We start from the raw sequence: 18,083 nt of genomic DNA on the forward strand, positions 1-18,083 counted from the left end.
CCTACGATGACGACGGGCGCGCGCGGATGGTCGATCCGCGCGCGCGCCTTCGATGGTCGCGTCCTCGCGGGGATCGTCTACCCGCTCCTCGCTATCGCGATCGTGTTCGGCCTCTGGGAAGGGGTGATCCGTCTCTTCGACGTGCCGGTCTGGCTCGTGCCGAAGCCGAGCGATTTTCTGGGCCGCTTCGCCACCGAATTGCCGACGCTCGCCGCGGCGGCCTGGGCGACCTCGGTGCGGATCTTCTTCGGCTTTCTGCTCGGCGTCGCCGTTGCGGTGCCGCTCGCGCTGGCGCTCGTCTCGATCCCGGCGCTGGAGCGCGGGCTCTATCCGGTTATCGTCTTCCTCAACATCATGCCGAAGACGGTGATCGGGCCGATCCTCATCGTCTGGTTCGGCATCGGGCCGATGGTCGCCGTGCTGATCGTCTTCCTGATGTGCTTCTTTCCCGTCCTCGTCGACGCGATGTCGGGCTTTCGGGCGGTCGACCCGCGGCTCCATTACATCACCCGCTCGATGGGCGCGACGTCGTTCCAGACCTTCCGCCATATCCGCCTGCCGGCCTCGATGCCGCACATTTATTCGGGGATGCGCATCGGCATCATCAAGGCGGTCGAGGGCGTGATCATCGCCGAGTTCATCGCCTCGAACGCGGGGCTCGGCCATCTCATCATGCGGGCGTCGAGCTACATGGACATGCCGCTGATGTTCTGCGGGCTGATCGCGACGGCGATCGTCGCCCTGATCTTCAACGCCATCATGACGCTCCTCGGACGCGTCCTGATGCCATGGGCGCGCCGCGTATGACGCGCGCCGAACGAGGGAATGAGATGGCGACCGGCGCATCGATCGAGGCGAAGGGCCTCACCAAGGTCTATGGCGAGGGACCGTCAGCCTATCACGCGCTGGGGCCGATCGATCTCGATATCGCGCCGGGCGAGTTCGTCAGCCTCATCGGCCCGTCCGGCTGCGGCAAGTCGACGACGCTGCTCCTCGTCTCCGGCCTCGAGCCGCAGACCGCCGGCACGGTCGCGGTCGACGGCAAGCCGCTCACGGCGCCGATTTCCGATGTCGGCATCGTCTTCCAGGACCATCTGCTGCTCGAATTTCGCACCGCGATGAAGAACGTGATGCTCCAGCAGGAGATCCGCCGCCTCGACCGCAAGCGGATCGAGGAGCGGGCGCACACGCTGTTCGCGCGTCTCGGCCTCGAAGGGGCGGAACAGCGCTATCCGTGGCAGCTTTCGGGCGGTATGCGCCAGCGCGTGTCGATCGCCCGCGCGCTCGTTCACGACCCCTCGATGCTCCTGATGGACGAACCGTTCGGGGCGCTCGACGCGATCACCCGCACCCAGATCCGCCACGACCTCGAAATGTTGTGGCTCGACACCCGCAAGACGGTCCTCTTCATCACCCACTCGATCGAGGAGGCCGTGGGTCTTTCGGACCGTGTTCTTGTGATGTCGAAGGGGCCGGGAACGATCGTCGACGAGATCAGGATCGACCTGCCGCGGCCGCGTCCGGCCCATCTCGGCGAGTATCCAGAATTCGCGGCCTACGCCAAGCGCATCTATGCGACGTTCGAGAAGCTCGGCGTCTATCAGTTCCACTGATGGCGCGCGCCCGGCATTATCTCATGGTGGCGGCGCCGATCACCAGCGTACGCACGCCGCCGCTCCTCGAGGCCTGGTTCGCCGCGCGGGGGATTCCGGCGCGATGCGACGTGCGTCATGTGGAGCTCGCCGACCTCGATGCGCTGATGGACGAGGTCCGGGCGGACGAGACGCTCGATGGTCTGATGGTCTCGATGCCGCTGAAGCGGGCGATGCTGCCCCTCCTCGATAGTGTCAGCGAAACCGCGCGTGCCGTGGGGAGTGTCAACGCCGTGAAGCGCGTCGGCGCCCGGGGTCTCGTGGGCGACCAGTTTGACGGGATCGCCCTCGCGCGGGCGGTCGCGGCGCGCGGCGTGGACCTTGCGGCGGCGCGCGTCACGCTCGCGGGTGTCGGCGGGGCGGGCCTTGCGATCGCGCTCGCCTTCGCCGAGGCGGGATGCACCGCCCTCACGCTCGTCGACACCGAACACGGGCGGCTCGCCGAGGCGGCGGCGCTCCTGAAGCGGCCGCCTTCGATGCTCGCCCCCGGCGATCCGCGCCCCGCCGCCGACATCCTGATCAACGCGACGCCGCTCGGCATGGCGGCGGACGATCCGAGCCCCTTCTCGGCCGAGGAGGTCGGCGCGGCCGCGCTCGTCGCCGACATCGTGGCCGTGCCGAACGAGACGCGGCTCGCGGACCTTGCCCGGACGATGGCCGTTCCGCTGGTCTCCGGCTACGACATGGTGACGTTCCAGATCGACCCGATCGGCGCCTTCCTCACGAGCTGAGGCCGCCGCCCTCAGCCCGAATATTCGAGGATATAGAGCCCGCCATTATAGTCGTTCGCGTAGACGAGCCCGTTCTTGTCGACATAGACGTCGCAGCTCTGGATCACCTTCGCCCGGTTCGGCCGGTGGTCGACGAGCCGCTCCGGCGCGCCCGGCACATAGGCCGCCGTCTCGACCGGCCGATAGGGATCGGCGATCGAGAAGACGCGGATCCCGGCATTCTGGAAGGTGGTGAAGATCAGCTCTTCGCTGACGAAGCCATCCGGCCGGTTCTCATAGAGATTGTGCGGTCCGAAATGGCCGCCTTTGGCGACATAATCGTCCTCGTCCGGTTGAGGGACGGTGGCGATCGAGATCGGGTTGTCGCGGACCGCGTTGTTGAAGATCCAGATGTGCTTCACCCCGTCCTCCTGATGGTCGAGGACCGCCTCGTCGAGGACCACGAGAAGCTCCCGCTCGGGCAGCGGCAGGCAATTGTGGGTGCCGCCGCCATAAGGCGGGCTCCAGTTCATGTGCCGGATCAGCTTCGGCTCGCTGCGGTCGGCGATGTCGAGGATCACCATCCCCGCATCGCGCCAGGCGGCATAGGCGGTGTCGCCGTGGATGATCGCGTGGTGGAGGCCGTAGCGCTTGCCGGGCGGCACGTCGGACACCTCGCCGCCAGCGGTGTGCATGCCCGGAATCCACCACCGGCCGACCTCGCGCGGCTTCGTCGGATCCGCCATGTCGATGGTGATGAACATATAATCCGCGAACCCGTCGAGCAGGGCGGAGGCGTAGGCGTAACGCCCGCCGGTGTACCAGATCCGATGGATGCCGGCCCCTTCGACGGGCATGAAGCCGATTTCACGCGGCGCGACGGGGTTCTTGATGTCGTAGACACTCATCCCCGCGGTCCAGTCGCGCGGGCGCTTGCCCACCTCGTCGATCCCGACGGTCTTGCCGACGGAGGTCGTATAATAGGCTTTCTCGTCGGCGAACTCGCTGGAGGCGAAGAGATCCTTGGCGTTGATGACGAGGAGGAGATCCTCGTGGGTCTGAAGGTGGATGTTCCAGGTGTTCGGCGGCGCGGGAATATAGGCGACGGGCTCGGGCGCGCGCGGATTGCGCACGTCGATGACGCTGAAGCCCTTGGAAAACATATGTCCGGTGATGGCGTAGCCCTTGTTCACCATGAGCTGGACGCCGTCGGGGCGGCCGCCTTGGTCGCTGTGTCCGATCAGGGTGAGGTTGCGGGCGAGGTCGGCTTTCGCAAGCGTGTCGGTCATGACGGAGATCCTCGGAAGGGGGGAGGGCGCGCCCGCTGATGGGGCCGCGTCGGCGCGGCCGGCCCGAAGGCGGTGCGGCGCGCGCGGGGGCGGTCCGGCCCGCGCGGGGCCGGACCGTGTGTCGGTGCGTCAGTCGGCGCCCCAGATCTTGGCGTAGATCTCGGTGTAGCCGTTGTTCGGGTCGTAGATGTTGTCCGGCCCGCCATCGAAGCCGATATTGTCCGGCGTGAAGAGGTGCGGCGGGGCGACATAGCCGGAGTCCTTCTCGCCGGCGAGCGCCCGGTTCGCCTCGTCGACCACCTGCCAGCCCTGGAGCCGCAGCGGCTCGGCGACCGTCGCCGCCTGATACTGCTTCTCCCGAATGCGCTGGAAGGCCGCCTCGCTGCCGTCACCGGCCGAGATGTTGGTCGGATGACCATCGCCCGCGATCCCGGCCGAGGCGAGCGAGGGGGCCATGAAGTCGAAGGTGAGGTCGTTGATCGAGAGGGCGTGCGTCCACTGATCGCCGTATTTCTGGAGGAGCGATGTCGTCATCGGCGGCATACGCATCGCGGTGTCGGACAGCGGCGTGTCGATGATCTCGAGGAGCGTGCACTCGGCGCAGGCTCGGATCACCTCCGCCATCGCATCCGACTTCGCGACGGCGATCTCATAGACGCTGTCGGTGAAAATGATCGCGCCGGCCTTCCCCTCCGAAGTGACCACCGCATAGGCGGCGGCCGCGGCGGCGACCTTCATCGGGTCGGTGGTGATGTTGGTGAAGATCGGCAGCGTTTCGTGCGGCCCGGTCGCGGCATAAGCGTGCCAGCCGAGAACCTTGATCCCGGCGTTCGCCGCCTCTTCGATGAGGGCGGCTTGCTCGTTGGCGTCGATGCCGCCGAGAACGATCGCGTCGGGCTGGAGGGCAATCGCCTGGGTGAGGCCGGAGGAGCGGCCGGACACGGTGCCCTGACCGTCGATCGTGCGCGTGTCCCAGCCGATCAGCTCGGCCGCCTCGACGACACCCTCGCCGACGCCGCGGGCGCCGCCATTGCGCTGGTCGGTCGAGACATAGACGATGAGCTTGCCGGCTTCCGCCTTCGGCCCCGTCGTCGGGCCGTCCCAGGGCGGGTTCGGCTTGGAATAGTCTTCGACGATCTGTCTCGATTCGGCGAGCTGATCTTGTGCCAGCGCCGGCGAGAGACCGCCGAGGAGGAGTGCGGCCGTCAGTCCGGCCCCGATCCATCCCCGTTGCATGAGCGTTCCTTTCCTCCGGACGATTTGTTTTTATTCACCCGCGGCTCTGATCGTCCTCCGGGGCCGGGGGTGTCGGCGCCGGCGCGTTCGCCGCTCCGGCGAGGGTCTTGTGGCGCACGCTCCCGCGTTTGCGCTGGGCGTAGCCGGCAAGGCCGATCGCGAGGACGAGCGTCACGCCGTTGAAAAGCGGCTCCACGAAAAAGGCGCCGCCGAGTTGCTGGATGCCGGAGATGCCGACCGCGAGGATCGCGACTGCGGCGACCGTGCCCCACACATTCACCCGCCCCGGCTTGATGGTGGTGGAGCCGAGAAAGGCGCCGACGAGGGCAGGCAGCAGATATTCGAGCCCGACGCTCGCTTGCCCGATCCTCAGCTTTGCGGCGAGCACCACCCCGGCGAGCGCGGTGAGGGCGCCGGAGGTGATGAAGGCGCCCATCACATAGCGCCGAGTCGGGATGCCGTTGAGGGCGGCGGCGCGCGGGTTGGCGCCGATCGCGTAGAGATAGCGCCCGATCGGCAGATATTCCGTGACGACCCACAGCACCAGCGCGACCCCGAGCACGTAGAAGGCGGCGATCGGAAGGCCGAAGACCTGCGTCATGTAGATGTTGGTGAACTCGGGCGGCAACGCGCCGATGATCTGCCGGCCCTCGGTGTACCAGAGCGCGAGCGCGTAGATCACCGTGCCGGTCCCGAGGGTCGCGATGAACGAATCGATCTGCGCGAGCTCGACGAGGAGGCCGTTGAAGAGGCCGAGCATCGCGCCGAGACAGATCACGATCAACGCGGCCTGCCACCACTCGAAACCGAGCTGCACCTGAAGGCCGATCGCGAGGATGTGCCAAAGGACGATGCCGTAGCCGACGGTGAGGTCGATCCGGCCGGCCATCATCGGCACCATCGCCGCGAGCGACAGGAGCGCGATGATCGCCTTGTCGCCGAGGATCGAGCGCAGATTGAGCATCGTCGGGAACGTGCGCGGCAGGATGATCGAGAACAGGATGATGAGGAGGACGGTGAGGATCGGGATCCCGTAGACCGGCAGGAGCCGCGCGATCTTCTGCCCGTTCGACATGTGCGCGAGGTCGAAGCGGGTCGGCTCGAGCGCGTTGGACTTCAAGGATTGCATCAGTGATATCCCGTGATCGATCCCGCCGCGCCGCGCGGATCGGGCGGTGACTGCTGAAGGGATGCCGCGTGCGTGAGACGCTCCATCGTGAGGTCGTCGGTGCCGAGCGCGACGACGATCCGTCCGTCCCGAAACACGAGGGCGCGGTGGCAGATGGCGCACACTTCCTCGAAGTCGGTGGAAACGAGAACCAGCGTCAGCCCGCCTTCGACAGCGGCGCTCAGGAGGCGGTAGATCTCCGCCTTCGCGCCGACATCGACGCCGGAGGTGGGGTCCTCGAGAATGAGGACGGACCCGCCGATCCGCATCCAGCGGGCGAGGACGACCTTCTGCTGATTGCCGCCCGAGAGGGTCTCCATCGGCGCATCCGGGTCGTTCGGCGACAGCATGATGCGCCGGCCGAGGGTCCGGGTTTCCTCCGCCTCGGCGCGGGGCGTGCGCAGGCCGAGGACGGAGCGGCCGGTCGCGGCCGGGTTGATGAACATATTCTCCCGCACCGAAAGGCGATGCGCGACGGATTCGGAGGTGCGGTCGCCGGCGACGAACCCGATCCCTTCCGCGATCGCTTGGGGCGGCGCGTGGGGGGCGACCATGCGGCCGTCGAGCGTGATGGTGCCCGCTTCGGCCGGCCGGTCACCGAAAAGGGCGCGACCGACCTCCTCCTGACCCGCGCCGCGCAGGCCGACAAGGGCGACGATCTCGCCCTTTCCGACATCGAAATCGAGCGGCCCGACATCGCCGGCGACGAGGCCGCGAACCGTGAGCGCCGGGGTGGCAGAGGGCGCGGGCGGACGGACGAAGAGATTCTCTGGTGAGCGGCCGATGATCATGCGGACGAGATCGTCGGGCGAGGTCTCGGCGGTGCGTGTGACGCCGACGAGGCGGCCATCACGCAGGACGACGAGACGCTCCGATATCGCCATCACCTCGTCGAGACGGTGCGAGACGTAGATGATCGAGACGCCACGGGCGCGCAGGTCGCGAAGCACGTCGAACAGGAGGTTCACCTCGCCCTTCGGAAGGCTCGCCGTCGGCTCGTCGAGGACGAGGACGGCCGCGTCCATCGATACGGCGCGGGCGATCGCGACAAGGGATTTTTCGGTGCGGCTCAATTCCTGGACACGTCGCTCCGGGTGGATGTCACCGGCGACGAGGGCGAGCGCGTCGACCGCCGCCTTCGAGGTTCCGGCCCAGTCGATGAGGCCGAACGGCCGGCGATAGCCGCGATAGAGCGCGATATTCTCGGCGACGGTCATCCATTCGATCAGCCCGAGATCTTGATGGATGAACGCGACTTTTCCGGCCGACGCACGCGGGTGATAGGGCTTTCCGGCAAACAGGATCTCGCCGGAATCGGGCGCATGGACGCCCGCGAGCATCTTGATGAGGGTGGACTTGCCCGCCCCGTTCTCGCCGAGCAACGCGAGGACTTCGCCCCGATAAAGGTCGAACGACACGTCGTCGACGGCGACCGTTCCGCCGAAGGCCTTCGTCATGCCTCGGAAGGCGAGGATCGGCTCTTCCGGCATGGGGGCCGCGCGGGGCGCCGTCATTGCAGGCGGGGCCGGGGGCTTGGTAATTTGCAAAAATTCGTCGTGTGGGGCGCGCAGGCAAACCCGCCCTCACGACGCGCTGGCAAGCCAAGTGCGTCCAAAATACGTTTCCTCCGGAGACTGACGTTCGGGAAAACCGGAACGATTATTATCGGCAGCTTGGGCTGCTCTCTGTTCAGTCGCCGATGACTACTAAATACAACACGCGAGGCGACTGCAAGAACCGGCTGACTTAAAAAGACCGCGGGTCATGCCCCACTGTCGTCACAATGGTGCCAAGGCGGGCGGGCGACCGGAGGGGCGGCCTCGGTCTTTTGCATCGTTTGCGCGCCTGCTATGCCGGATCACCGCTGAAACCCCCGATCGGAGGCCTGCCTGATGCTCTTTGAGCGCGCCGAATATCTCGCCCGTGTCGCCCGCGCGAAAGCGTCGATGCAGGCACGCGGGATCGATGTCCTTCTCGTTGCGAGCCCCGCGAACCAGTTCTGGCTGACGGGTTATGACGGCTGGTCGTTCTATACGCCGCAAATGGTGGTCGTCGCGCTCGACGCTGAGGAGCCGATCTGGATCGGCCGCAAGATGGACGCGGTCGGGGCGAAGTTCACCGCGTTCCTCGCGCCGGACAATGTCGTGCCTTATCCCGACAAATATGTCGGCAGCGAGACGCTGCATCCGATGTCCTTCGTGGTGGAGGAACTCCAGCGTCGCGGCCTCGACGCGGGCACCATCGGCGTCGAGATGGACGATTATTATTACACCGCCAAATGGCACCAGGTGCTGACCGACGGCCTCGCCAATGCCCGCTTCGTCGACGCCTTCCTGCTTGTCAATCGCTGCCGCATGGTGAAGTCGGAGGCCGAACTCCAGTTCATGCGCGAGGCGGGCCAGATCGCCGCCGCCGCGCAACAGGCCGCCTTCGATGCCGCGGCGCCCGGCGTGCGCCAGTGCGATGTGATGGCGGAAGTCTACCGGGTCACGACGGCGGGGTTGCCGGGCTTCGGCGGCACCTTCCCGTGCAAGCCGCCCAACGCGATGGTCGGCGAGATCGCGTCCGCGCCGCATCTGTCCTGGAGCGACGAGCCGCTCGTGCCGGGCGATCTCTTTTATATCGAGCTCGGCGGCGTGCGGCATCGCTACCACTCGCCATTGTCGCGCTGCATCCTCCTCGGCAAGCCGAGCGCCGAGCAGGACCGTGTCACGAAGGTGATCGTCGAAGGGCTCGAAGCGGTGCTCGCGACCGTCAAGGCGGGCGTCGCCTGCGAAGAGCTCGCCGAGGCGTGGACCAATGTCATCTCCCGCCACGGCGTCGAGAAGGACAGCCGTATCGGCTATCCGGTCGGCATCGGCTATCCGCCGACCTGGGGTGAGCTGACCGCGAGCCTCCGAAAAGGCGACAAGACGGTCCTCGAGGCGGGCATGACGTTCCACTGCATCCCGGCGCTGTGGGCCGACGATGGCGGCCTCGTCGTCTCCGAGACGTTCGCGGTCACGGAGACGGGGGCGGAATGCTTCGCCGATTTCCCGCGCGAACTCCTGTCGAAGGCCTGACGGGCCCGCGCTCTATTCCGCAGCCGCCTTGGGGCGCGCCATGGCGTGCCCCGCGAGGCGCCGTCCGAGATCCCAGATGGCGCCCGGCACCTTGTGGCAATCGCCGATCGTCTTGTCGAAGGCGCCGACGATCCACTCGGCGTCCCGCTCGCCGATCACCAGCGGCGGCAACAGCTTGATCACGTGTTGGCCGTGGCTCGCGACCTGGGCGAGAACGCGGTGGTCGGTGAAGAGCGGGATCAGGATCATCTGACTGAACAGCGAGACGTTCGCCTGTTCGAGAAGCCCCCAGGCCGTGCGCAGGCGGAAGCTCTTCGGCTTGCCGAACTCGATGCCGATCATCAGCCCCTTGCCGCGCACGGCGTGCACGAACTCGTGCTTGCCGATGAAGGCGGAGAGATCGGCGATCAGCCGGTCGCCCATCGCGGCCGCATGTTCGACGAGGCGGTCCTCCTTGAGAACCTTCAAGGTCGCGAGGCCGGCGGCCATCGCGAGGTTGTTCTTGGCGAAGGTCGAGCCGTGGACGACCGCCCGGTCCATCCGGTCGAACACCGCCTCGAAGACCTTGGAGCGCATCAGCACCGCCCCGACGGGGACTTGCCCGCCCGACAGCGCCTTCGCGGTGAGGAGCATGTCGGGCTCGGCGCCATAATGCTCGATCGCCCACATCTTGCCGGTGCGCCCGAGCCCGGTCTGCACCTCGTCGACGACGAAGAGCGTGCCGTATTTCTGGCACAGGCGGGCGGCGTCGGCATGATAGTTCGGATCGGGCAGGTTGACGCCCTTGCCTTGGATCGGCTCGACCACGAAAGCCGCGACATCGCGCTTGGAGAGCGCCGCCTCGAGCGCATCGAGATCGTTGAAGGGGACCGACCGACAGGCTCCGAGAAAGGGGCCGAACCCCTCCCGGAACACCTTCTCGCCATTGAGGGAGAGGGCGCCATAGGTGAGGCCGTGAAAGGCGTGGTCGCAGGAGACGATCGTCTCGCGCCGCGTCGCGGAACGGGCGAACTTGATGGCCGCCTCGACCGTCTCGGCGCCTGAGTTGGCGAAGAAGACGCGGTCGAGCCCGTCCGAGGGGGCGGTGTCGATCAGCGCTTCGCCGAGAAGGCCCGACAGGAGCGACACGTCGAGCTGGACGAGGTTCGGCAGCTCGGCGTCCAGCACCTCCTTGAGGGCGCTGTTGACGACCGGGTGATTGCGCCCGAGCGCGAACACCCCGAAACCGCTCAGAAGGTCGAGATATTCGTCTCCGGCCTCGTCGTAGAGATAAGGCCCCGTCGCGCGGACATAGTTCCGGTCATAGCCGATGGTGCGGAGGACCCTCACCATCTGGCGATTCATGTGCGATTCGTGGAGGGAGAACTGCTCGCCGGTGCGACGCGCGAGCAGATCCCGAATGAAAGTGTCCATTAGCTCACTCGGCCGATTGAGGCTCGATTCAGGGGGCGATCCGCCACTTTGGAGTGACTTAGCATGTCGCGCGATTTTGCACGAACGATGTGCACAATCCTCCAGCCGGGCCGATTGACGCTGCCCGCCCCATTCCGCCGATCGCAGATCGGGATTTCCGGCGTCGGTGTGACGATCATGTGCCGAGACGGCGACGCTGGCGCCTATGGTGACCGCGCGCCGCGCCAAGGAAGGCCGCTTGCGCGGTCCCATTCATTCCCCTAATCCGGGACGATATGGACAGAAGCGCCGCAGGCGCGCGCCGCTCGCTCCGGTGGCGGCCGCGGGGCGGGTCGCCGGCTCCAGGTGTGTCATTTTCGAGGTCGTATCGTGCGGGACAACTCCCTGGTCTCTGAGCTCGAAGCGGTGATGGTCGAGCTCGAAAAGGAGACCGGCGATCCCGCGCTCGCGCGGTCCATGGTGGATAAAGCCCGCGCGTCACCCGAGCTCGACGAACTCAGCCCCCATTTCGCCGATCTCGATCGCTACAAGATCGCGCTGGCTTATGTGATCGGTCAGGCCATGGAGGGCCGTTATGCCCATGGCTTGATGCAGGTCGGCCGGGCGGGCGTCGTGATGTCTCGGCCGGCGGTGCGCGCCCTCGTCAGGCGGATGGAAGCCTTTCTGCCCGAGCCGGATTTCGATGCGCCCTATGTCGACATCGAGGGCCGGCCGATCACGTTCGTGGTGTCGTTCCCGCGGTCGGGCAACACCCATCTCATCCAGCTTCTGATCCATGCGGTGAAGGCGCGTGTCTGCACCGCCTATTACAGCAATCGCAGCTATTTCTCGAACAAGGTGCGCACGATCGGCTTCCGCTCGCCGGTGTTCGTCAAGGATCACGTGATGCGGCCGGCCTATCGCAACAACCCGGTCATCTATCAGCACCGGGACGGGCGCGATTCCCTGCTGTCCTACAACGATTTCGTGATCCGCGGCATCAGCCGGAACCGGCCCGAGGTCGTGCCGCGAATGGCCGACGGGTTCACGCGGATCCTGAAGCGGCTCGAGAAGGTCGATTGCGGGCCGTGGCACGAGAATGTCGACTCGGCGCTCCGTCATAGCCGCACCCACGGCAATGTCGATTTCTCCCGCTATGACGAACTGATGGGCCCGACGGGCTTTGCGCACCTGAAGGCGCTTCTCGCGAAGATCGACATCGATCTCACCCGGAGCGATTACGAGACGGCGCTGGTGCGCTCGGCGGAGAACGCGCAGCGCCTCAGGACCGAAAAACCGCAATGGGGCAAGGCGCCGATCTACCCGGACGGGTCGATGATGGACCGCTGGCTGACGCTCGAAAGCGGCAGCCGCTGGCGCGCGGTTCTGTCCGCCGAGGATAAAGCCTTGCTCCATTCGATCGGGATGACCGAGACGCTGATGAACACCGGCTACGAGACCGATCCCGATTGGTGGCGCGCTTAGCGGCGCGCCTCTCTAAGGCCTCGGGGCGCCGAGCCCGTCGACGAAGATGTCGAGAAGGCGGATGATCTCGTCCTGAGCGCCGGCTTGCATCTCACGCGAATAACAAAGCGCGATCATCACCCGCAGCACCTCGTCGGCGCTGACGTCGTCGCGAACGAGGCGCGCGGCCACCGCGCGGTCGAGGAGGCCGGCGAGCGCCCCGCGAAGGCGCGCGGCGTTATCGGCGTAGATCGAGGCGTTCGCGTCGAGGACCGGGGCGAGGGCGGCGACCATGCCCTTCTTCATCGCGACCATGCGCACGCAGGCGCGCAGCCATCGGCGGATCGCGTCGATCGGCTCCATTTCTTCGCCGAGGCGGGTGGCGAGTTCGACGAGCTCGCCTACTTCGTTCTGATAGACGGCCTGAAACAACGCCTCGCGCGTCGGGAAATGGCGGTAGAGCGTGCCGATCCCGACCTCCGCCGTGCGGGCGACGGCTTCGAGGCTCGCATCCGGTCCGCCGACCGAGAACACCTCGGCGGCGGCCGCGAGGAGACGCTTGCGGTTGCGGATCGAATCCGCCCGCGGCTTGCGAGGTTGTGCGGTCTTATCGCTCATCGTCCAATTTCGACTTTCTCCATGTTGAAAACGGAGGGTGCCTCCGTATATATGCCTTCGCGGCCCCGTGACGAACGCATCCCCGAACGCACGTTGCTCCCTCGTGCGCCGAACCATGCCTGCGATGAAGTCCTAGGGCCGTCCTGCCAATACATCCACCTCAATGGAGGGACGATGACCCTTACCCTCACTCTCACAGTCAACGGAGAGCGTCGCGAGGTTCCCCTCGACGATGCGCGCCCGACCCTCCTCGATGTCTTGCGTGAGCGGATCGGGCTCACCGGGACGAAGAAAGGGTGCGACCGGGGGCAATGCGGCGCGTGTACCGTCCTCGTCGACGGCCGCCGCATGAACGCCTGCCTCACCCTTGCCATGAGCGTCGACGGCGCCGAGATCACCACGATCGAGGGCCTCGCCGAGAACGGCGCGCTTCACCCGGTCCAGGCCGCCTTCGTCGAGAACGACGCTTTCCAGTGCGGCTTTTGCACGCCGGGTCAGATCATGAGCGCCGTCGGCCTCATCGCGGAAGGCGAAGCGGGTGACGATCCCGAGCGCATCCGGGAGGGCATGAGCGGCAATCTGTGCCGCTGCGCTGCCTATCCGGGCATCGCCAAGGCCGTGGCGGACGCCCAGAAGCGCCTCGCCGACAACGAACGGAAAAGCGCATGAACCTGTTCGATTATGTTCGCCCGACCTCCGTCGCCGAAGCGGTGACGGCCGCCGCGTCGGCGGATGCGGCCTATCTCGCCGGCGGCACCAATCTTCTCGATCTGATGAAGGGCGGCGTGCGCCACCCGGGCCGCCTCGTCGACATCACGAAGTTGCCGGGGCTCGACGCGGTGGAGACGCTGGCGGACGGGTCGATCCGCATCGGCGCTCTCGTCAAGAACGCCGACCTTGCGCGCGATCCCACGCTTCTCGCCGCCGCCCCCGCGGTCGCCGAAGCGCTCCTGTCCGGCGCGTCGGCGCAGCTTCGCAATGCCGCCTCGGTCGGCGGCAATGTCATGCAGCGCACGCGCTGCGCCTATTTTTATGATCCCGAAAGCGCCTGCAATCGCCGCGAGCCGGGTTCCGGCTGTGACGCGCGCGGCGGGGACACGCGCGGCCAGGCCATTCTCGGCTGGAGCGATGCCTGCATCGCGACCCATCCGTCGGATTTTTGCGTGCCGCTCGCCGCGCTCGATGCGGTGGTGGAGGTGGCCGGCGTCGACGGAAGCCGCGACCTCGCGTTCGACGCGCTGCACAACCTGCCCGGTGACGACCCGTCCGATGAGACGGCGCTTCGCCCCGGCGAGCTGATCACGGCGATCCGGCTGCCTGCCGAGGTTCGCCGTTTTGCTCCGAATGCGCGCTATCTGAAGGTCCGCGAGCGCACATCCTACGCCTTCGCGCTCGTCTCCGCCGCCGCGGCGCTCGATATCGCGGACGGCGTCGTGTCGGAGGCGCGCCTCACGCTCGGCGCGGTCGCCGCCAAGCCGTGGCGCGCGCACGCTGCGGAGACGGCGCTCGTCGGCCGGCCCGTGACCGCCGAGACCGCCCGCGAAGCCGCCGAGGCGGCGCTCGCGGACGCCCGTCCCTCCGGCGACAACGCGGACAAGATCGTCCTCGCGACGCGCGTCCTTGCCCGCGCCATCACCCTTGCCGCGGCCGGGACGCCGGAGCGGATGCCGGCGCTTCCCGGCTCCGTCTTCGCCGCCGTTCCCGCCCAGACCGCCACAGGTGCCATCCATGGCTGAAACCCTGCAATTTCCGACGGGCCACGTCCGGCTGGGCTCGAACGCCGGACAGCCGATCACACGCCGTGACGGCGCGCTGAAGGTGACCGGCGCCGCGACCTACGCGGCGGACAATCGGCCGGACGGGCTTCTCTATGCCGTCTATGCCGCGAGCTCGATCGCCCGCGGGCGCGTCACGCATCTCGACGTCGCGGCAGCCAAGGCCCATCCCGGCGTCGTCGAGGTCATGACGACGGCGAACCGGCCGCCGCTCGCCCGCGACCCGGACGCGAAGGTGCACATGTTCTCCTGGAGGCTCGAAGCCCTTCAGGACGACAGGGTGCGCTACGCCGGTCAGCCGGTCGCGGTGGTGATCGCCTCGACGCTGGAGGCCGCCACCGAAGGCGCCCGCCTTCTCGCGCCGCGCTATGAAAGCGAGGCCCCGCGCACCGGGCTCGACGACGGCGAAGCGTTCGCGCCGGAGGCCGTCGGCGTCGGTGCGCCGCCGTCCTTCGACAAAGGCGATGTCGAGGCGGGGCTCGAAGCGGCCGCCCACCGCGTCGAGACGCAGTATGAGACACCGGCGCAGTATCATAACGCGTTGGAGCCGCACGCGATCGTCGCCGCTTGGGAGGGCGATCATCTCACCGTCGACGTGCCGAACCAGGCGATCGCGATCGCGCGCAACGATTTCGCCTCTTTCTTCGGAATACCGCCCGAAAATGTGACGCTGCGCAGCCCCTTTATCGGGGGCGGCTTCGGCTCCAAGGCGATCCTCAACGGACCGCAGATCCTGTGCATTCTCGCCGCGCGGATGACGGGGCAGCCGGTCAAGCTGGTGCTGACGCGGCAGCAGATGTTCGGCCCCGTCGGCCATCGCGGCGCGACGCGGCAGGCGCTGCGGATCGGCACCGACGCGGACGGTCGGCTCACCGCTCTCGAGCACCGCGCGAGCGCCATGACCTCGCGTTTCGACGATTTCCTCGAGCCCGCCGCCAACGCCTCGCAGAACATCTATGCGACGCCGGCGATGCGGCAAATCCACACCGGGGTCAGGGCCGATATCGGAACGCCCGGCCCGATGCGCGCGCCCGGTGAGGCCTCCGGCTCGGCCGCGCTCGAATGCGCGATGGACGAGGCGGCGGAGGCGCTCGGCATCGATCCGCTCGAGTTCCGCCTCATCAACTATGCCGAGACGGATCCGGCGAGCGGCAAGCCCTTCTCCTCCAAGGCGCTCCGCCAATGTTATGCGGAAGGGGCGAAGCGGTTCGGCTGGGCCGGCCGGCCACTCGCGCCGCGTCAGATGCGGGACGATGCGGGGCATCTCGTCGGCTGGGGCGTCGGAACGGCGATGTTCCCCGCGCCGATGTTCCAGGCGAAGGCACGCGCCGTCGTCCGCGAGGACGGGTCCGGCCTCGTGGAAATCTCCGCCGTCGAGATGGGGCAGGGCGCGTTGACGGCGCTTGCGCAGATCGCTGCCGACGGTCTCGGGATCGATCAGGACCGGCTGGAGTTCCGGGCCGGCAATTCCGAGCTTCCCGATGGCGGGGTCGCGGGTGGCTCGGGCCATACGGCGACGGCCGGCAGCGCGATCTTCGCCGCCGGCAGCGATGCGATCCGCAAGCTCGCCGACATCGCGACCGAGGACGAGGCCTCGCCCCTCTTCGGGGCCGGCAATGCGGGCGTCGTCGCGCGGGGCGGCCGCCTCTACCGGGCCGACGACGAAACGCGCAGCGCCTCCTATTCCGACATCATGGCCCGCGCCGGTCTCGCCGAAATCGAGGGGGAGGGCACCGGGGCGCGCAATCCGGCCAACGCGGAGGACTATGCAATGTTCTCCCACGGTGCGGTGTTCGCCGAGGTGAAGGTCGACCCGGAGCTTTGCCAGATCCGGGTGAGCCGGCTCGTCGGCGCGTTCGCGGCGGGGCGGATCATCAACCCGCGCCTCGCCGAGAGCCAGCTCACCGGCGGCATGATCTGGGGGATCGGCTTTGCCCTTCATGAGGAGACGGTGCTCGACCCGCGCACCGGGCGGCCGGTGAATGGCGATTTCGCCGGCTACCACATTCCGGTGAACGCCGATGCGCCCTCCGTCGAGGCGTTGCTCGTCGGCGAGGACGATCCGTATGTGAACGCGCTCGGCGTCAAGGGTGTCGGCGAAATCGGGATCACCGGGACGGTCGGAGCGATCGCCAACGCGGTCCGGCACGCGACGGGCGTGCGCGTCGGCCGCTTCCCGATCCATATCGGCGCCTTGCTCGGCTAGCGATCGATCCGCGCATTAGACTGCGATGCGAGGCCGGCGGCAGCGATGCCGCCGGCCTTTTTTTGTCCGCGAGACGTGGGCGGCGCGTCCCCGAACCGAAAGAAAATGCGGGCGGGCGTTGACTTGCGCCGTTTCACGTAACATCTATTGTTACATGAAACGCGACAGCCGCCTCTCCATGGTCCTCCACGCTCTGATGCACATGGCCGAGCACGACCATCCGATGACGTCGGATGCGCTCGCCAAGTGCCTGTCCACCAACCCCGTCGTCGTGCGGCGCACGATGGGGCTATTGCGCGAGAAGGGTCTCGTGCGCTCCGAGCGCGGCCACGCCGGCGGGTGGACCATCGCCGCCGACCTTTCGACGATCACTCTGCGCGAACTCCACGAAGCGCTCGGCGAACCCGAGATCTTCGCGATCGGGCACCGGCACGAGGCGCCCGACTGCCTCGTCGAGCAGTCGGTGAATGCCGCGCTCGACGGGGCGTTCGCCGAGGCGGAGGCGGTCATCTTGAAGCGTCTCGACGAGATCAGCCTCGCCGACCTCGCGACCGATTTTGCGCGGCGGCACAGCGCGAGGCGAGCCAAAAAGGACTAAACGATGCACGACGTCATTATCGTCGGGGGCAGCTACGCCGGAATGGCCGCCGCCCTCCAGCTTCTGCGCGCCTATAAGGCGGTGCTCATCATCGACGCCGGCGAGCGGCGGAACCGCTTTGCCGCCCACGCGCACGGCTTTCTCGGCGAAGACGGAACCGATCCCGGGGAAATCGCGCGCAAGGCCCGCCGCCAGCTCGAAGCGTACCCGAACCTCGATTGGGTCGATGGCCGGGCGACCGAGGTCGCGGGCACGAAGGACGCCTTCACGGTGACGGCCGCCGGCAAGACCTTCAGCGGCCGCCGCCTCCTCTTCGCGACCGGCGTTCACGACGCGCTGCCGCCGGTGAAGGGCCTGTCCGAGCGATGGGGCGTCAGCGTCTATCACTGTCCCTATTGCCACGGCTACGAGCTCGGCCGCGGCGCGATCGGCGTGATCGGGGCGAACCCGATGTCGGGCCATCAGGCGGAAGTGGTGTCGGAATGGGGGCCGACCACCTTGTTCACCAACGCCGTCGTGCCGATCGAGACCGAACAACGGGGTGCCCTCGAGGCCCGCGGGGTGACGATCGAAGAGACGCCGATCGCAACCCTCGTCGATCATGCGGGGGTCTTGCTGACGGACGGGAGGCGGCTCGATTTCGCCGGCCTCTTCACCGCCCCACGCAACAGTCCCGCCTCACCGCTCGCCGAGACGCTCGGCTGCGCGCTCGAGGAGACGGGGTTCGGCCTTCATGTGCGCACGGACAGCGGGAAGCGGACGACGGTGCCCGGCGTCTTCGCATGTGGCGACACCGCGCGGGTGCCGCATTCGATCAGCCTTGCAGTGGCGGACGGCGCGTGGGCGGGGGCGCAGATCCACTTCTCGCTGATCCATCCCGACACATGATCGCCGCCCCCGCCTCCGTGCGGGG

16 protein-coding genes are annotated in these 18,083 nt (G+C 67.5%); 10 read left to right on the forward strand and 6 right to left on the reverse strand.

Translation table 11 applies throughout. The features are described 5' to 3' along the window. The first annotated feature begins 6 nt into the window (after positions 1-6). The 3 genes from L1787_RS01005 to L1787_RS01015 are packed head-to-tail and all read left to right on the forward strand — an operon-like array spanning position 7 to position 2,383. Positions 7-807 carry an ABC transporter permease gene (locus L1787_RS01005; RefSeq protein WP_235706608.1) on the forward strand — a complete coding sequence of 267 codons (801 nt, stop codon included), beginning with the start codon at positions 7-9 and terminating at the stop codon, positions 805-807. A 23-nt stretch (positions 808-830) separates the two neighbouring features. After that, positions 831-1,613 (forward strand): ABC transporter ATP-binding protein, encoded by a 783-nt coding sequence (locus tag L1787_RS01010; RefSeq protein ID WP_235706609.1) that lies wholly within the window; start codon positions 831-833, stop codon positions 1,611-1,613. Then, positions 1,613-2,383, forward strand: coding sequence for a shikimate dehydrogenase family protein (locus L1787_RS01015; RefSeq protein WP_235706610.1), 771 nt, complete (start codon positions 1,613-1,615; stop codon positions 2,381-2,383). Before L1787_RS01010 ends, L1787_RS01015 begins: the two co-directional genes overlap by 1 nt. An 11-nt stretch (positions 2,384-2,394) precedes the next feature. Here the strand turns inward: L1787_RS01015 and L1787_RS01020 are convergent, their stop codons facing one another. The 4 genes from L1787_RS01020 to L1787_RS01035 form a co-directional block, all read right to left on the reverse strand. Then, positions 2,395-3,651 (reverse strand): LVIVD repeat-containing protein, encoded by a 1,257-nt coding sequence (locus L1787_RS01020; protein WP_235706611.1) that lies wholly within the window; start codon positions 3,649-3,651, stop codon positions 2,395-2,397. Between the two features lie 129 nt (positions 3,652-3,780). Then, positions 3,781-4,887, reverse strand: a complete 1,107-nt coding sequence (locus tag L1787_RS01025) for a substrate-binding domain-containing protein (RefSeq protein WP_235706612.1) — start codon at positions 4,885-4,887, stop codon at positions 3,781-3,783. A gap of 34 nt (positions 4,888-4,921) precedes the next feature. After that, on the reverse strand, positions 4,922-6,016 hold the full coding sequence (locus L1787_RS01030; protein ID WP_235706613.1) for an ABC transporter permease: 1,095 nt from the start codon (positions 6,014-6,016) through the stop codon (positions 4,922-4,924). Continuing rightward, positions 6,016-7,545: a sugar ABC transporter ATP-binding protein gene (locus tag L1787_RS01035; protein WP_439648253.1), complete on the reverse strand. Its 1,530-nt coding sequence runs from the start codon at positions 7,543-7,545 to the stop codon at positions 6,016-6,018. Before L1787_RS01035 ends, L1787_RS01030 begins: the two co-directional genes overlap by 1 nt. A 402-nt stretch (positions 7,546-7,947) precedes the next feature. Here L1787_RS01035 and L1787_RS01040 point away from each other — a divergent pair, with 402 nt between their 5' ends. Beyond that, positions 7,948-9,117, forward strand: coding sequence for a M24 family metallopeptidase (locus L1787_RS01040; RefSeq protein ID WP_235706615.1), 1,170 nt, complete (start codon positions 7,948-7,950; stop codon positions 9,115-9,117). A 12-nt stretch (positions 9,118-9,129) separates the two neighbouring features. Here L1787_RS01040 and L1787_RS01045 read toward each other — a convergent pair whose 3' ends face one another. Beyond that, positions 9,130-10,530, reverse strand: a complete 1,401-nt coding sequence (locus L1787_RS01045; protein WP_235706616.1) for an aspartate aminotransferase family protein — start codon at positions 10,528-10,530, stop codon at positions 9,130-9,132. A 369-nt stretch (positions 10,531-10,899) separates the two neighbouring features. Between L1787_RS01045 and L1787_RS01050 the strand changes: the two genes are divergently transcribed. Continuing rightward, positions 10,900-11,994: a hypothetical protein gene (locus tag L1787_RS01050; RefSeq protein WP_235706617.1), complete on the forward strand. Its 1,095-nt coding sequence runs from the start codon at positions 10,900-10,902 to the stop codon at positions 11,992-11,994. Positions 11,995-12,006: 12 nt separating this feature from the next. Here L1787_RS01050 and L1787_RS01055 read toward each other — a convergent pair whose 3' ends face one another. Then, a complete protein-coding gene (locus tag L1787_RS01055) occupies positions 12,007-12,591 on the reverse strand; it encodes a TetR/AcrR family transcriptional regulator (RefSeq protein WP_235706618.1) in 585 nt (194 codons plus the stop codon). Positions 12,592-12,765: 174 nt separating this feature from the next. On the opposite strand from L1787_RS01055, the gene L1787_RS01060 reads away from it, so the two are divergent. The 5 genes from L1787_RS01060 to L1787_RS01080 all read left to right on the forward strand — a co-directional run bounded on the left by L1787_RS01060 (position 12,766) and on the right by L1787_RS01080 (position 18,058). Continuing rightward, on the forward strand, positions 12,766-13,260 hold the full coding sequence (locus tag L1787_RS01060) for a (2Fe-2S)-binding protein (protein ID WP_235706619.1): 495 nt from the start codon (positions 12,766-12,768) through the stop codon (positions 13,258-13,260). Further along, a complete protein-coding gene (locus L1787_RS01065) occupies positions 13,257-14,327 on the forward strand; it encodes an FAD binding domain-containing protein (protein WP_235706620.1) in 1,071 nt (356 codons plus the stop codon). Before L1787_RS01060 ends, L1787_RS01065 begins: the two co-directional genes overlap by 4 nt. Next, positions 14,320-16,572 carry a xanthine dehydrogenase family protein molybdopterin-binding subunit gene (locus L1787_RS01070; RefSeq protein ID WP_235706621.1) on the forward strand — a complete coding sequence of 751 codons (2,253 nt, stop codon included), beginning with the start codon at positions 14,320-14,322 and terminating at the stop codon, positions 16,570-16,572. Before L1787_RS01065 ends, L1787_RS01070 begins: the two co-directional genes overlap by 8 nt. Before the next feature lie 154 nt (positions 16,573-16,726). Then, the gene (locus L1787_RS01075; RefSeq protein WP_235706622.1) at positions 16,727-17,170 is read left to right on the forward strand and encodes an Rrf2 family transcriptional regulator; all 444 of its coding nucleotides are present in this window, start codon (positions 16,727-16,729) and stop codon (positions 17,168-17,170) included. Positions 17,171-17,173: 3 nt separating this feature from the next. Beyond that, positions 17,174-18,058: an NAD(P)/FAD-dependent oxidoreductase gene (locus tag L1787_RS01080; RefSeq protein ID WP_235706623.1), complete on the forward strand. Its 885-nt coding sequence runs from the start codon at positions 17,174-17,176 to the stop codon at positions 18,056-18,058. The last annotated feature ends 25 nt before the right edge of the window (positions 18,059-18,083 follow it).

Origin of the sequence: Acuticoccus kalidii (assembly GCF_021556395.1) — a bacterium.
GTDB lineage: Bacteria > Pseudomonadota > Alphaproteobacteria > Rhizobiales > Amorphaceae > Acuticoccus > Acuticoccus kalidii.